14 protein-coding genes and 1 tRNA gene are annotated in these 13,716 nt (G+C 62.7%); 7 read left to right on the forward strand and 8 right to left on the reverse strand.

Going from position 1 to position 13,716, the window contains the following annotated elements:
- Positions 1–30: 30 nt before the first annotated feature.
- The 5 genes from QEP12_RS15050 to ruvA form a co-directional block, all read right to left on the reverse strand.
- The gene (locus QEP12_RS15050) at positions 31–747 is read right to left on the reverse strand and encodes an ABC transporter ATP-binding protein (RefSeq protein ID WP_284214756.1); all 717 of its coding nucleotides are present in this window, start codon (positions 745–747) and stop codon (positions 31–33) included.
- Positions 748–750: 3 nt separating this feature from the next.
- Positions 751–1,971 (reverse strand): ABC transporter permease, encoded by a 1,221-nt coding sequence (locus QEP12_RS15055; RefSeq protein ID WP_284214757.1) that lies wholly within the window; start codon positions 1,969–1,971, stop codon positions 751–753.
- An 11-nt stretch (positions 1,972–1,982) separates the two neighbouring features.
- Positions 1,983–3,227 carry an efflux RND transporter periplasmic adaptor subunit gene (locus QEP12_RS15060; RefSeq protein WP_284214758.1) on the reverse strand — a complete coding sequence of 415 codons (1,245 nt, stop codon included), beginning with the start codon at positions 3,225–3,227 and terminating at the stop codon, positions 1,983–1,985.
- Positions 3,228–3,295: 68 nt separating this feature from the next.
- Positions 3,296–4,429: a Holliday junction branch migration DNA helicase RuvB gene (gene ruvB / locus QEP12_RS15065; RefSeq protein ID WP_284214759.1), complete on the reverse strand. Its 1,134-nt coding sequence runs from the start codon at positions 4,427–4,429 to the stop codon at positions 3,296–3,298.
- A 6-nt stretch (positions 4,430–4,435) separates the two neighbouring features.
- A complete protein-coding gene (gene ruvA, locus QEP12_RS15070; protein WP_284214760.1) occupies positions 4,436–5,014 on the reverse strand; it encodes a Holliday junction branch migration protein RuvA in 579 nt (192 codons plus the stop codon).
- Positions 5,015–5,074: 60 nt separating this feature from the next.
- Between ruvA and QEP12_RS15075 the strand changes: the two genes are divergently transcribed.
- From QEP12_RS15075 to QEP12_RS15090, 4 genes are all read left to right on the forward strand, one after another.
- Positions 5,075–6,022 (forward strand): PhoH family protein, encoded by a 948-nt coding sequence (locus QEP12_RS15075; protein WP_174862387.1) that lies wholly within the window; start codon positions 5,075–5,077, stop codon positions 6,020–6,022.
- A 53-nt stretch (positions 6,023–6,075) separates the two neighbouring features.
- On the forward strand, positions 6,076–6,537 hold the full coding sequence (ybeY, locus tag QEP12_RS15080; RefSeq protein WP_174862386.1) for an rRNA maturation RNase YbeY: 462 nt from the start codon (positions 6,076–6,078) through the stop codon (positions 6,535–6,537).
- 180 nt (positions 6,538–6,717) lie between these two features.
- Complete coding sequence (locus tag QEP12_RS15085) at positions 6,718–6,936, forward strand: hypothetical protein (protein WP_174862229.1); 219 nt, start codon at positions 6,718–6,720, stop codon at positions 6,934–6,936.
- Positions 6,937–7,040: 104 nt separating this feature from the next.
- Positions 7,041–7,116 (forward strand) — tRNA-Phe (locus QEP12_RS15090).
- A gap of 119 nt (positions 7,117–7,235) precedes the next feature.
- Here QEP12_RS15090 and QEP12_RS15095 read toward each other — a convergent pair.
- Positions 7,236–8,075, reverse strand: coding sequence for an NADPH-dependent oxidoreductase (locus tag QEP12_RS15095; protein ID WP_284214761.1), 840 nt, complete (start codon positions 8,073–8,075; stop codon positions 7,236–7,238).
- A gap of 220 nt (positions 8,076–8,295) precedes the next feature.
- On the opposite strand from QEP12_RS15095, the gene QEP12_RS15100 reads away from it, so the two are divergent.
- The 3 genes from QEP12_RS15100 to QEP12_RS15110 all read left to right on the forward strand — a co-directional run bounded on the left by QEP12_RS15100 (position 8,296) and on the right by QEP12_RS15110 (position 10,932).
- Positions 8,296–9,492 (forward strand): MFS transporter, encoded by a 1,197-nt coding sequence (locus tag QEP12_RS15100; RefSeq protein WP_284214762.1) that lies wholly within the window; start codon positions 8,296–8,298, stop codon positions 9,490–9,492.
- Complete coding sequence (locus tag QEP12_RS15105) at positions 9,489–9,800, forward strand: hypothetical protein (RefSeq protein ID WP_174862227.1); 312 nt, start codon at positions 9,489–9,491, stop codon at positions 9,798–9,800. Before QEP12_RS15100 ends, QEP12_RS15105 begins: the two co-directional genes overlap by 4 nt.
- Positions 9,801–10,143: 343 nt before the next feature.
- Positions 10,144–10,932: a sulfite exporter TauE/SafE family protein gene (locus QEP12_RS15110; RefSeq protein ID WP_284214763.1), complete on the forward strand. Its 789-nt coding sequence runs from the start codon at positions 10,144–10,146 to the stop codon at positions 10,930–10,932.
- A gap of 361 nt (positions 10,933–11,293) precedes the next feature.
- On the opposite strand, the gene QEP12_RS15115 is transcribed toward QEP12_RS15110, so the two are convergent.
- Entirely contained in the window at positions 11,294–11,767 is a 474-nt protein-coding gene (locus QEP12_RS15115; RefSeq protein WP_284214764.1) for a hypothetical protein, read from the reverse strand.
- A 452-nt stretch (positions 11,768–12,219) separates the two neighbouring features.
- Entirely contained in the window at positions 12,220–13,629 is a 1,410-nt protein-coding gene (gene dbpA / locus QEP12_RS15120) for an ATP-dependent RNA helicase DbpA (protein ID WP_284214765.1), read from the reverse strand.
- Positions 13,630–13,716: the final 87 nt, after the last annotated feature.

Raw genomic sequence — 13,716 nt, forward strand, 5'->3', positions numbered from 1 at the left:
ATGGGCTAGAGGCCAAAAAGATCCTTCATCCTAAGCGCGGGTATCCTGGGCAATCCGGCCATCCACAATTTCCACCAGCCGATCGCATTGCTGCGCCAGGCGCGGGTCGTGCGTGACGATCAAAAACGCCGTGCCGTAGCTGGCGTGAATCTCGCGCAGCAGGTTGAACACGTCTTGCGAAGACTGGGTGTCCAGATTGCCCGTGGGCTCATCGGCCAGCACCAGCCGGGGCCGCTGCACCAGCGCCCGGGCAATGGCCACCCGCTGCTGCATGCCGCCCGACAGTTCCGCCGGTTTTTGGTGCAGGGCTTTGCCCAGCCCCACGGCCTGGAGCAACTCGGTCGCCCGCGCCCGATCCTGTGCGGTGACGGCACCCTGGGCCATCAAGGCGGGCAAGGTCACATTCTCCAGCGCGGTGAAGGCGGGCAGCAGGTGGTGAAACTGGAACACAAAACCCAGCCGTTCGCGGCGCAGCAAGGTCAGGCCGCTGTCGTCCAACGCGTGGGTTTCGCGGCCTTCCAGCTGGTAGCTGCCGCTGCTCATGCGCTCTAGCAGCCCCAGAATATTGAGCAAGGTGCTTTTACCCGAACCCGACGGCCCCACCAGCGCCACAAACTCGCCCGCATCCAGGCGCAAGTCCACGCCATGCAGCACCTCCACCTCGCTGGGCAGGCCCACGTTATAGGACTTGCGCACGGCCTGTAGCTGCAGCAAAGGGGTGGCAGGCAATGGTTTTTCCGGGGCCATGGCTTACATCCGAATCGCTTGGGCCGGATCCAGCCGCGCGGCACTGCGCGCTGGAATCACCGCCGCCAGTACGCCGCACACCGTGGCGGTCAGGGCTGCCGAGAGGGCATCGACACCGCTCAAGTGGATTTCAAACAAAGCGCCTCCGGCCGCATCGCGGGCAAAAAAGGTAAACAGCTGCACCAGCACGGCTGCCAGCAGCACGCCACCAACCGAGCCCAGCGCCCCCACCACCGCGCCCTGCAGCAAAAACATGCGCAGCACCTGCGCCTGCGTGGTGCCCATGGCGCGCAAGATGCCAATCTCCTTGCGCTTTTGCACCACGCTCACCACCAGCACGCTGGCAATCCCCAGCACCACCACGATCAGCACCACGCCGCGAATCACCGCCGTGCTGATGCTTTGTGCATTCAGCGCGGACACCAGCTGCGCGTTGGTGGCTTGCCAGCTTTCGATGTCGTAGTCATAGCGCTGGCGCAGTTGCTGGGCCAGCGTTTCGGCCGTCCAGACATCCGCCACCTTCAGATCCAGCACCGTGGCCCCGCCGGGTACGCCCAGCAGGTTTTGCGCGCTGCGCAAGGGAATGACGACGGTGCGGCGGTTCAAATCTTTCACGCCCATGTCCAGCAGCGCCGTCACGCGCACCGGCTCGGTCACGCTGCCGGTGTCAATGGTGAAGCGGTCTCCCGGGCGCACGCCCAAGTCGGATGCCAGTTCCACACCAATCATGGCCTCGCCCGGCGCCAGCCCCCAGCGCCCGGCCACAATTTTTTCGCGCAGATTGACGATGCGCTGGTAACGCTCCAGCTCTACGCCCATCAGTGCAATCGCCTGCGACGCCTCGCCGCGCAGCGCCAGGCCAGCGCCCGACACCATGGGCGAGACCGCCACCACGCCAGCGCCTGCCTCCAGCACCGGCACCAGTTGCTGCCAGTTGGCCACCGAGCGCAGGCGCTGCGCACGCGGCTGGGTGTCGCTAACAACCACACCTTGCGCCTTTGCGGGCAGCAGCGGAACCACCACGTCTTCAGGCGCGCGCACCGTGATATGGGCCTGCGTGCCCAGGGTTTTGTTCACCGTGTTGGCCTGCAAGCCATGGATCAGCGCGGTGATGTAAGTCACCACCGCCACACCGGCTGCCACACCCGCCACGATGAGCAGGCTTTGCATCCGCCCCTCGCGCAAAAAGCGCAGGGCGACGGTCCATTCAAACATCCACGGCATGGGTCCGGCCCTCAGGGATGGGTGGTCCACTGTGGGCGCGCGCGCTGCCCCGCCCGGGCCGGTGGCAGCAACACCACATCGCCCACCTGCACGCCTTGGGCAATGTGCGCTGCCTCCAGGGTGCGCAGTCCCACCTGCACGGTCTGTGCGGTGGCCTTACCTTCTTTGAGTACCAGCACCTGAATGCTGCCATCGCGCTGGGGCTGCAGGGCCTCCAGCGGCAGCACCACGGCCTGCGGCTCAGCGCCGGTCTCCACCAGCACCGACACGGTCATGTCCTCGCGCAAGAACGCGGGCGGCGGCGCATCCAGCGCCAGCTTCACCTCGATCGAGCCCCGCTGCGCATCCACCCCCGGCGCAATCGACATCACCCGCGCTGCCAGCCGCTGGTCGGCAAAGGCATCGGCCACCACGGTGGCGGATTGACCCTCGCGCAACTGGTCCAGAAAGCGCTCGTCCACCTGCGCCACGATCAGGGTGGCCCCCTCCAGCGCCAACTCCAGCAACACCGTGCCGGGCTGCACGATCTGCCCCGGCTCCACGGCGCGGCGCAGCACCTTGCCCGCACACGGTGCCGTGATACGGGTCTGCGCCAGCTTGGCCTGCGCAGCCTGCGAGGCCGCCTGGGTTTGCCCCACCTGCGCCTCAGCGGCTTTCAACTCGGCGCCGCCATCGGCCGATGCCGCCGCCTGGGCCTGCGCCGCCTGCAGCTGGGCTTGCGCCACTTCCAGCGCTTTGCGGCGTTCATCCAAAGCGGCCTGGCTCAGAAAGCCCTGGGTCACGAGTTGCTGGTTGCGTGCCCAGTCGGCCTGCGCCTGTCTCAAGCTGGCCTGTGCCTGCGCCACCTGGGCTTGGCTGCTGATGCGGCTGGTACTGCGCAGATTGCGCAGCTGGGCCTGGGCCTGCAGCACACCCGCTTGCGCTTGCTGGGCGGCTGCTTGCAACTCGGCCTGCTCTAGGTGCAGCAGCAATTGCCCGGCCTGTACCGCGTCCCCCTCGTTCACAGCCACCGATTCCACCCGGCCCACCACGGTGCTACCCACCCCGACGCGGGTATTGGTTTCCACCCGGGCCGAGAACTGCAGGCTGCGCACCAGCGCTTGCGCCTGCACCTGTACAGCGGGCACCTGGGGGCCGCGCCACTGTTGCAGCGCGGCATAAGCCCCCCCCACCAGCACGAGCACGGCGGCAGCCAGTGCCAGCCAGCGTGGGCGGCGTGGCTTGGGCGAGGCCTGTGGTTCAGTTTTGGAATTCAAGCCATCTCTCCCAGGTACTTGGTGCAGCAACGCATGCACCCACTTCCGCGGCACATTCGCAACCTGCCTTAGTCATGAAACAGCGAACCAGCCGTTTGCGGCACCACCAAGCCCAAGTGCTGGTAGGCCGCCTTGGTGGCAATGCGCCCTCGGGGCGTGCGCTGCAAATAGCCTTGCTGAATCAGGTAGGGCTCAATCACATCTTCAATGGTGCCCGCGTCCTCTCCAATGCTGGCCGCAATGTTGTCCACGCCCACGGGGCCTCCGTCAAAGCGGTGCACCACGGCTTCGAGCAGCTTGCGGTCCATCACGTCAAAGCCGCGCGGGTCCACATCCAGCATCGCCAGCGCTTTGTGCGCAATCGCCTGGGTGATGGTGCCATCGCCCTTGACTTCGGCGTAGTCACGCACCCGGCGCAGCAGGCGGTTGGCAATACGCGGCGTGCCGCGCGAGCGGTTGGCAATTTCCTGCGCCCCGTCCACGTCAATCGGCGCGCCCAGCAGCCCGGCACTGCGTCTGACGATGCGTGCCAGCTCTTCGGCGTTGTAAAACTCCAGCCGCGCCACGATGCCAAAACGGTCGCGCAACGGGTTGGTCAGCATGCCCGCGCGCGTGGTGGCCCCCACCAGCGTGAAGGGCTGCAAGTCCAGCTTGATGGAGCGCGCCGCCGGGCCTTCGCCGATCATGATGTCGATCTGAAAGTCTTCCAGCGCGGGGTACAAAATTTCTTCCACCACGGGGCTCAGGCGGTGGATCTCGTCAATAAACAGCACATCGTTGGCTTCCAGGTTGGTCAGCAGCGCCGCCAGATCCTTGGGTTTTTCCAGCACCGGGCCACTGGTCTGGCGCAGGTTCACGCCCAGCTCAGCGGCAATGATGTGGCTGAGCGTGGTCTTGCCCAGCCCCGGTGGGCCAAACAGCAGCACATGGTCCAGCGCTTCGCCGCGTTTTTTCGCCGCGCCGATGAAGATTTCCAGCTGCTCGCGCGCCTTTTCCTGGCCCACATATTCATCCAGCAACTTAGGGCGCAAGGCGCGCTCCAGCGCCTCTTCGTGCTTGTTGACGGGGGCGGGGGAGATGGCGCTGCTGCGCACTGCGGCTTCCGGCACTGGCGCTGCGGCAGCAGGCTTGGCTTTGGCGCGCGGCTTGCGTGCGGGGGCGGGCTCAAAACCTTCGCCAAAATCTTCGGTATGGATGCTCATGGGCGCTTACTTTGTCAAAGCCTTGATGGCCAGCTTGATACCGTCCGACACGCCCACATCGGCCGGCAGGGCTTTGAGGCCCACGGCCGCTTCCTTATCGTTGTAGCCCAGCGCCAGCAGCGCTTGCAAGATGTCGGACTGCGCATCGCTTTTCACCTGGGTGGCAGCGCCGCTGACCACGGCATCGCCCAGCTTGCCCTTGAGCTCCAGCAGCAGGCGCTCGGCCGTCTTCTTGCCAATGCCCGGCACCTTCACCAAACGCCCCACTTCCTGCAGCGCCACGGCCTGCGCCAGCTCATCGATACTCAGGCCCGATAGCAGCGACAGCGCCATGCGCGGCCCCACACCGGTGATTTTTATCAACGCACGGAATGTCTGACGCTCTGGCGCGGTCGCAAACCCATACAGCAACTGGGCATCCTCGCGCACGATAAAGTGCGTGAGCAGGCTGATTCGCTCACCCAGGTGCGGCAGGTTGTAAAACGTGCTCATGGGCACCTGCACCTCATAGCCCACGCCATGGCAGTCCACCAGGACTTCGGGCGGGTTCTTCTCGAGCAGGGTTCCAGTCAGTTTGCCTATCATTGCGATCCTTTTTGTGCTGCAGCCCACGCTGCGGCGTCTTCCTACCGAGGAATTATCAGCGTGATCTTGCGCCACACCTTCACTCCCCACAACAACACCCGTTTGACCCACCTGTGCGGGCCCGCAGATGCGCATTTGCGCACCATTGAAGTGGGCATGCAGGTCAAGATTGCGCACCGCCACGAGCAATTCAAGGTGGACGGCCCCAAAGCCAAGGCTACGGAAGCCATGGAGTTGCTGCAAGCGCTGTATGAAATGGCCGATGAACCCATCCAGGAAGCCACCCTGCAACTGATGATTGCCGGGGATGCCGAGATGATCGAGGTCAACCCCGACGCCATCCAGCTCACCACCCGCCGCGCCGACCTGCGTGCGCGCACGCCCAACCAGGCGCTGTACCTGCAAAACATTGCCGAGCACGACATCACTTTCGGCATTGGCCCTGCGGGTACCGGCAAAACTTATTTGGCCGTGGCCTGCGCGGTGGATGCGCTGGAGCGCAGCGCCGTGCAGCGCATTGTGCTGACCCGCCCGGCTGTAGAGGCCGGTGAGCGCCTGGGCTTTTTGCCCGGTGATCTGACGCAAAAGGTCGACCCCTATCTGCGCCCGCTGTACGACGCGTTGTACGACCTGATGGGCTACGACAAAGTGCAAAAGGCGTTTGAGCGCAACGCGCTGGAAATTGCCCCCCTGGCCTTCATGCGCGGGCGCACGCTCAACAACGCCTTCGTCATCCTGGACGAGGCGCAAAACACCACGCCCGAGCAGATGAAGATGTTCCTGACCCGCATCGGCTTTGGTGCCAAGGCCGTGATCACCGGCGACGTCAGCCAGATTGACCTGCCCAAAGGTGCCATGAGCGGGCTCATCGACGCCGAGCGCGTACTCAAACGCACCAAGGGCATCAGCATTAACCGCTTTACCAGCGCGGACGTGGTGCGCCACCCCCTGGTCGCGCGCATTGTGGATGCCTACGACGCCAGCAACGGCGGGCGCCCCACGCGCTAACTAGCAATAATCAATAGCTACCAGCGCTTGCCCCATCAGCCTTAGAGGCCAAAATGACACTGAACAACCTCGACCTCTCTTTGCAGTTCGGCCAGTTTGATAACCTGGCCGCACACCAAACCCTGCTGACCGAAGCCAAGGTCACCGAATGGATCAAACACGCGCTGGCCGTGGATGCCGAGATGGCCGTGCGCATCGTCGGTGTGGAAGAAGGCCAGGCCTTGAATTTGCAGTACCGCAAAAAAGACTACGCCACCAATGTGCTGACGTTCAACTACCAGCAAGAGCCCACGGTACAGGCTGACCTGGTGATCTGCGGCCCCGTGATTGAGCGCGAGGCGCAGGAGCAAAACAAGACGCTGGAAGAGCACTATGCACACATGATCGTGCACGGCACCTTGCACGCCCAAGGTTGGGACCACGAAACCAGCGAAGCAGACGCCCAAGAGATGGAGGCCTACGAAACCGACATCATGGCCGAGCTGGGCTTTGCCGACCCCTACGCCCAAGACTAAGCACCTTTGCGCACTGCGGCATCCCCAAAAGGCTCCACCCGGAGCCTTTTTTGCCCCGGCACACAGCGCAGGGGCTTGCAGTGCGGCAACTCTGGCACCATATCTTCAGCAAAGCCAGTGCCTGCAGGGCACCAAACTTGCTTTCCCCCACAACAACCACAAGCGCTGAGAGGGCACCCCATGAAAACCATCGACGAAATGCTGCACCTCGAGCTGCTGTCCACCGAGCAGCACGCCTTTATTCGCGAGTGGATTGCCCAGTCACGCACGCCAGAGCGCATTTTGCAAATGCCCGCCCCCATGTGGCAGGCCTTGGAGCAAGCCAGCGAACGCATGGGCATTGACCAGGATTTGCTGCGCGAGCCCGCCTTGGATGAAGGATTTACCAGCTTGCCCTAGCGCCTTGCACAGCCCTGCGCGCCTGCGGATGATGTGATTTTTGCGGCTTTCTCAAAACTCATAAAAAATTGCGCTACAATCGCAATCTCACTGCACAAGCAGATGGCTCGGTAGCTCAGTTGGTAGAGCAGCGGATTGAAAATCCGCGTGTCGGCGGTTCGATCCCGTCCCAAGCCACCAAATAGCAAAGCCCAGATTCGCAAGAATCTGGGCTTTTTCTTTGTCTGTGCTTTGCGCAGCACGGCCCTGCGCCGTGCATACCGGTGCCGCACGGTGCGTGCAGCGCCGGTCCGATGGCATCAGCCCTCGGTCGAGCTATCGATATCGGTATAGCGAAAGCCTGCATTGCGCAGCGCTTCATACAAACGATGGCGACCGGTCAATGCCTCCGGGCTGCCCAGACGCTCCAGCACCTGCGCACTCCAATCCACCTCGCGCATGCCATGCGTGCGCATGAACTGGCGCAATGCCTCGTTGTAGTCACCAATCTCTTGGCTCTGGTCGGCGGGCACCTGGTATTGCTCGCGGTGCAGCACCGCGCTTTGCGGCAGACGGGGTTTGATGGCCGCAGGCTTGGCCGGGTCGGGGCGCCCCACCACCAAGCCAAACACGGGGAACACATTCGGGGGCGTGCCCAGCACCTTGGCCACTTCCTCGGGCTGGTTGCGCATGCCCCCCACATAGACCGTGCCCAGCCCCATGGCTTCTGCGGCCACCACGGCGTTTTGCGCGGCCAGTGCAGCGTCGATCACCCCCATCAAAAACGTATCCAGGTAGTGCAAGCCCACGGGGTCACGCCCTTGCGCTTGGCCCAGGCGCTCAATGCGCGACAGGTCTGCCAAAAACACCAGCACCAGGGGCGCCACGGCCAAATGCTTTTGCGGCCCCACCAAATTGGCCAAGGCTTCGCGGCGCTCTTGCGATTCCACCGCAATCACGCTCCAGGTTTGCAAGTTCGACGAGGTAGGGGCGGACTGTGCGGCCGCCACCAGCGTCTCCAGCGTGTGTTCGGGCAACGCATCGCGCACAAAGTGGCGCACGGAGCGGTGGCTCAGCATCGCATCCAGCACAGGCAATTCGGGCAAATTCAAGGCAGGCGCGGCGTCTCCATAGCGTGCTTGCAGGGCTGTCACGGTCATCGTTGTTCTTTCTTCACTTCACAAAGCGTTAATTCTAGGCAGGCATAAGCGGCAGACATGTGTCACCACCGCGCGGGCACAGGCTTTGTGGGGCTGCCATGGCGCACCAGTCCTGCTGCACAGCGGCGACACGTTGCCCCACCAACTGCCGCCACAATTTCACCATGCAATAGTGCATGCACCGCCTATTGCCCTGCTTGTCACCCGCCCTTCTTTCGCCATGACCGCCACCGCCAGTTCTCGCTCTTTGAATTTACTTTTTGTTGCGCAGGCGCTGGGCGGGGCGGCGCCGCCCATCATCATCTCGCTGGGCGGCTTGGTGGGGCAGCAACTCTCTGCCGACCCCACCCTGGCCACACTGCCTGTGAGCCTGTATCAGCTGGGTCTGGCCTTGTCCACCTTGCCCGCTGCCTGGCTGATGCAGCGCCAGGGCCGGCGCAACACCTATGTGCTGGGCGCCATGCTGGCCATCGTGGCGGGGGTGATCGCTGCCCAAGGCATTGCCCACGGCCATTTCATGCTGTTTTGCCTGGGCACTGCGCTGGCCGGCTTTTACGGCGCCTGCGTACAGAGCTACCGCTTTGCCGCCGTGGACGCTGTGGCAGAGCCAGCGCTGCATGCGCGTGCCATTTCACGCGTGATGGTGGGCGGCCTGCTGGCGGCCATCATTGGCCCCCAGTTGGTCATCTGGACCCGTGATGCCCTGCCCATGACACCGTTTGCCGGCAGCTTTTACGGCCAGGCCGCTTTGGCCTGTTTGGCCCTGCTGGTGCTGCTGCGCTTGCGCCTGCCTCCGGCCAGCACCACCCGCGTCAGCGGCCCGGCGCGCCCTTTGGGGGCGATTGTGCGCACCCCGGCTTTTATCGTCGCCTGCGCGGCCGGCGTGGTCAGCTATGGCCTGATGGCATTCTTGATGACCGCCACCCCCATGGCCATGGTGGGCTGCGGCTTCAGCGTGGGTGAGGCCGCTTTGGGCGTGCAATGGCACGTGCTGGCCATGTTTGCGCCCAGCTTCTTTACCGGGCGCTTGATTGCGCGCTGGGGCAAAACCACCATCACCGCCATCGGGCTGGTGCTGATTGGCATCTCGGGCGGCGTTGCCTTGATGGGGCTGGAGCTGCTGCACTTTTGGGGCGCCCTGATTGTGCTGGGCATTGGCTGGAACTTCGGCTTCATCGGCGCCACCGCCATGCTGACCGACAGTTACCGCCCCAGCGAACGCGCCAAAGTACAGGCGACCAACGATTTTTGTGTGTTTGGCAGCGTGGCCCTGGCCTCCTTTGGCTCCGGCCATCTGCTGCACACGGCAGGCTGGAACGCCATCAATGCGGGCATGCTGCCGCTGGTTGCGCTGGTGCTGCTGCTCATCACCTTTCATGCCTGGCGTCAACGCGCCACCACCACGGTTTCACCATGACTTCCACCCACCTACAGATTCTGCTGCACGCCCCCGACGCGGAAGGCCTGCAGCGCGCCCGCATGAACGCCGTCAACGCCCAAAAGGCCGACCCGCGCTGCGAAGTGCGGATTATTGCCAACGCCGGTGCCGTGGCCGCTGCGCTGGACACCCCCCACCCCCAAGCAGACAGCTGCACCCTGCTGTGCCCCAACACCTTGGCGCATTTGCAGCGCACCTGCCACGCGCCCCTGCAAGTGCTGGACGGCCCTGCGGTGCTGGCACTGGCACAGCTGCAGCAGCAAGGCTGGCTCTACATCCGCTCCTGAGCCGCGCACTCCAGCAGCCCGCCCACCAAACTGCCCATCCAAGCTGCGCGACGACGGGGAGCGTGGAGCCACAGGCCGTACGGGCGTACGACAACGACGCAACAACGGCATTTCAGCGTCGTGTTCGGAACCATATCAGGGAGGTTGTGATCGGCTCTACAGCACCAGAGCCCACAACGCAGCAGCCGTTGTGGCAGGCCAGCACTACCTGCGCTGCGGTGCAAAGTGCTTTGTCTTTTGCACGGCAGGCCAGTGCCTGGCTAGCCACTAAGATCACTACGAGCGCACCAGCATGGTGCGCTTTGTCCATTTCACACACAACACCAAGGACACGGGAGACACCATGGAAATTCTGGCTAGCTGGGGCCTTGGCCCCTGGGAACATATCGCCTTGCTGCTCACGGCCGCCTTTGTGGCAGGCGCACTCAATGCCGTGGCCGGTGGCGGCAGCTTTTTGACACTGCCGGCGCTCGTCTTTACCGGCATGCCCCCCGTGGCCGCCAATGCCACGGGCACGGTGGCGCTGCTGCCCGGCTATGCCGCTGGCGCATGGGGGTTCAAAGAAGACATGGCGCCCCCGCCAGGCTTGAGCATGGACCGATCGATTGCGCTGGCCCTGATTGGTGGCGCAGGCGGGGCTGCGCTGCTGCTGTTCACCCCGGATGACGTCTTTCGCAAAGTCGTTCCCTGGCTGCTGCTGGCGGCCACGGCGCTGTTTGCCTTTGGCCCCCAGATCCGCGCCTGGGCATCACGCAACACCCAGCCCGGCACGCCTGCCAGCGCCACCAAAGCCACCCTCGGCATGCTGGCAGTGGCTTTTTACGGCGGCTACTTCAACGGCGGCCTGGGCATTCTGTGCCTGGCGCTGTTCAGCCTGCTAGGCCAAACCCAGCTCAATGCCATGAACGGCATGAAAAACCTGGTCTCGGCATTGCTCACCGCCATTGCCGTTGGCATTTACGCCGCAGGCGGCATCGTCGAATGGCCGCAAGCGCTGTTGATGATGATCTCCGCCACACTGGGCGGCTACGGCGGCGCCCGCGTGGCGCGCAAGATTCCGGCACACATCCTGCGCTGGGGGATTGTGGTTACCGGCTTGGTGATGGCGGCTTTGTTTTTCCTGAAGGGCTAATTGCATAGCGCCTTGTGCTTGCTGGATAAGCGCTAGCGGCTGATTCAGCCTTTGCTACTGCTTGAAATATTGCTGGCCGCTTATCGCGCGGCAGCGACTTACTTTCCTTTGCTTGCTCAAAGGAAAGTAAGCAAAGGAAAGAGCACCCTGCTACCCGTGTCCCTGCGCTTCGCTCCGGGCAACCTGCGGTGCTCGATCACACGGTGGGGCCGCAGAACTCGCTACGCGCTTGCAGCGCTACGCTCAAACAACTGCGGCCAGCTTGATGACGATGCAGATGCGTCCTGCGGCGCATCTGCCCACCCTGCGCTCTGCGCGCCTCGGCACGGGTAGAAGGGGAGCAGGTTCGAGAAAAATCCCATCAAACCTTAGCTGCACGTTCTGTAAGAATCCAAGCAATTGAGTGCCATTGCTCCTGAAGACTCGACAAAGCCTTCACCGATCGTTCGAGACGGCTTCGATCAATTGTGAAATTCTCAATGAGATGCTCATCGGTTCGACCCTTCACCTTACCAACCTCAATCCTTTCTTGATCGTATGCATTGAGCACGCCATGAACTAAAACGTCGCGAATCTTCACCGTCAAATTTGTTTGACGAACTAGATTTTTCAGCTCTTGTGCATCCATCAAAGCAGCAGGCAGGTTATTTCTAATGAATTCAAGCTTAGAGCCAAGTCGGGTGGGTTTCTTCTTGTTTTCCCGGTCAACCGATCGCAAGTGAAGAAGGTGAACACATTGATCAATATGCCTCTCCACTGGAGTCCAGTACATCGTTAGCATTCCGATCATGGCAAGCCAAGAGATCAAAAGCTGATCTTCGTCTTCGGACGACAAGGTGTCCATTCCAAACTCCGTTAGTTCGACTGTATGCATAGAAATCACTTCACCAAATTTAGCTGGCCTGCAGCATGCAATCAAAACTAACGCTAGAAAAATTATTCAACACGACGCGCTTGTCACAGCAGGCGCGCGCAAGCGTCGCGCCCCAACCACGTGGAAGTCCTTCATATTTCCGGCGGCTGTTTGAGCGGAGCGCTGCAAGCGCGCAGTGAGTTCCGCCGGAAGCCGTCGGCAGACGCGCTTCTTTGGTGACTTTCTTGTCGCGGACAAGAAAGTTACTCGCCCGCCGGTGCGACAAACCGGCCTCTGCAACCAAACACACCACAACAATAAAAATAGCTAACAGCGCAGACCACGCAAGCGCTACAAGCCAAAAACACTCATAAACAAAAAGGCCACCAGTCTCCCAACCAGCAGCCTTCTTTCAAAAAAACCTGAAAAGATTTTTACAGCACGCGTGCGCGGACGCTTTTTCCCTTCACGCGTCCGTTATTCAGCTTGGCACAGGCCTCCGCCGCAATCCGCCGATCCACCGCCACGTACGTCGAAAAGTCATTCACGCTGATCTTGCCAATCTGGTCCTTAGCATAGCCAAAGTCCGCACACATGGCGCCCAGCACGTCGCCAGCGCGAATCTTTTCCTTGCGCCCGCCAATGATCTGAATGGTCATCATGGGCGGCAGCAGGGGGCCTCCGGGGGCGGGCGTCAATTCCGCCACCTCCAGCCACTCCGAGGGGCGGCCTTGCAGTTGCTCAATCTTTGCCACATAGGGCATTTCGTCCATGGCCACCAGGTTCAGCGCCAGGCCTTCGGCATCACCCCGGCCGGTGCGGCCAATGCGGTGGATGTGCACTTCGGCATCGGGCGTCACGTCCACATTGATGACGCAGGCCAGGTTGGCAATATCGAGGCCGCGCGCGGCCACGTCGGTGGCAACCAGCACGCTGCAGCTGCGGTTGGCAAACTGCACCAGCACTTCGTCGCGCTCGCGTTGCTCCAGCTCGCCAAACAGGGCCAAGGCGCTGATGCCTTGGGCCTGCAGCTCGGTCACCACATCGCGGCATTGCTGCTTGGTGTTGCAAAACACAATGCTGGATTCGGGGCGGAAATGCGCCAGCATTTGCACCACCACGTCTACTTTTTGCTTGGCGGGCACTTCGTACCAGCGTTGCTCAATTTTGTGGGCGCTGTGCTGGGCCGCCACTTGCACCATTTGTGGCTCGCGCATAAAGCGTTTGGCCAGACGGTCAATGTCATCGGGGTAGGTGGCCGAGAACAGCAGGGTCTGGCGCTGCTCGGGACACTGCTCGACCACAGTGGTGATGTCGGCGTAAAAGCCCATGTCCAGCATGCGATCGGCTTCGTCCAGCACCAGGGTCTGGATGTTGGAGATGTCGAGCACGCCGCGGTCAATCAGGTCCATCACGCGGCCGGGTGTGCCCACCACAATGTGCGCGCCGTTTTCCAGGCTGGCAATCTGGTTGCGCGTGGGCACGCCACCGTAGACGGTGACGACCTTGATGTTCTCTTGGGCGCGCGCCAGGCGGCGGATTTCGGTGGCGACTTGGTCGGCCAGCTCGCGCGTGGGGCACAGCACCAGGCCTTGCACGGCAAACCAGCGCTGGTTCAGGCGCTCCAGCAGGGGCAGGCCAAAGGCAGCGGTTTTGCCGCTGCCGGTGCTGGCTTGGGCGATCAGGTCTTTACCGGCCAGCGTCAAAGGCAGGCTGGCGGCTTGGATGGGCGTCATCTGCTCATAGCCCAGCGCTTGCAGGTTCTGCAAGGTAGCGGGATGCAAGCTGAGTGAGGAAAACGCCGTAGAAGCGGTTGCGCCTGCGGCGCTGGTGTGGGTATTCATGGCTGCAATTATCCGGGCCTGCTGCAGCCCGCGCCCGGGCTGGGTCAATCGTGCGCGTTTTCTGCTGCTGCGCCTGGGTGGGCGGCC

This window comes from Comamonas jiangduensis, assembly GCF_030162955.1.
GTDB lineage: Bacteria > Pseudomonadota > Gammaproteobacteria > Burkholderiales > Burkholderiaceae_C > Comamonas > Comamonas jiangduensis.

What these genes read in the sequence shown, in the direction of transcription:
- ybeY (WP_174862386.1), top strand. Translation starts at nt 6,076, where the DNA reads ATGACACTGAACAACCTCGACCTCTCTTTGCAGTTCGGCCAGTTTGAT.
- QEP12_RS15095 (WP_284214761.1), bottom strand. Translation starts at nt 8,075, where the DNA reads ATGACCGTGACAGCCCTGCAAGCACGCTATGGAGACGCCGCGCCTGCC.
- ruvB (WP_284214759.1), bottom strand. Translation starts at nt 4,429, where the DNA reads ATGAGCATCCATACCGAAGATTTTGGCGAAGGTTTTGAGCCCGCCCCC.
- QEP12_RS15050 (WP_284214756.1), bottom strand. Translation starts at nt 747, where the DNA reads ATGGCCCCGGAAAAACCATTGCCTGCCACCCCTTTGCTGCAGCTACAG.
- QEP12_RS15110 (WP_284214763.1), top strand. Translation starts at nt 10,144, where the DNA reads ATGGAAATTCTGGCTAGCTGGGGCCTTGGCCCCTGGGAACATATCGCC.
- QEP12_RS15085 (WP_174862229.1), top strand. Translation starts at nt 6,718, where the DNA reads ATGAAAACCATCGACGAAATGCTGCACCTCGAGCTGCTGTCCACCGAG.
- ruvA (WP_284214760.1), bottom strand. Translation starts at nt 5,014, where the DNA reads ATGATAGGCAAACTGACTGGAACCCTGCTCGAGAAGAACCCGCCCGAA.
- QEP12_RS15105 (WP_174862227.1), top strand. Translation starts at nt 9,489, where the DNA reads ATGACTTCCACCCACCTACAGATTCTGCTGCACGCCCCCGACGCGGAA.
- QEP12_RS15055 (WP_284214757.1), bottom strand. Translation starts at nt 1,971, where the DNA reads ATGCCGTGGATGTTTGAATGGACCGTCGCCCTGCGCTTTTTGCGCGAG.
- QEP12_RS15100 (WP_284214762.1), top strand. Translation starts at nt 8,296, where the DNA reads ATGACCGCCACCGCCAGTTCTCGCTCTTTGAATTTACTTTTTGTTGCG.
- dbpA (WP_284214765.1), bottom strand. Translation starts at nt 13,629, where the DNA reads ATGAATACCCACACCAGCGCCGCAGGCGCAACCGCTTCTACGGCGTTT.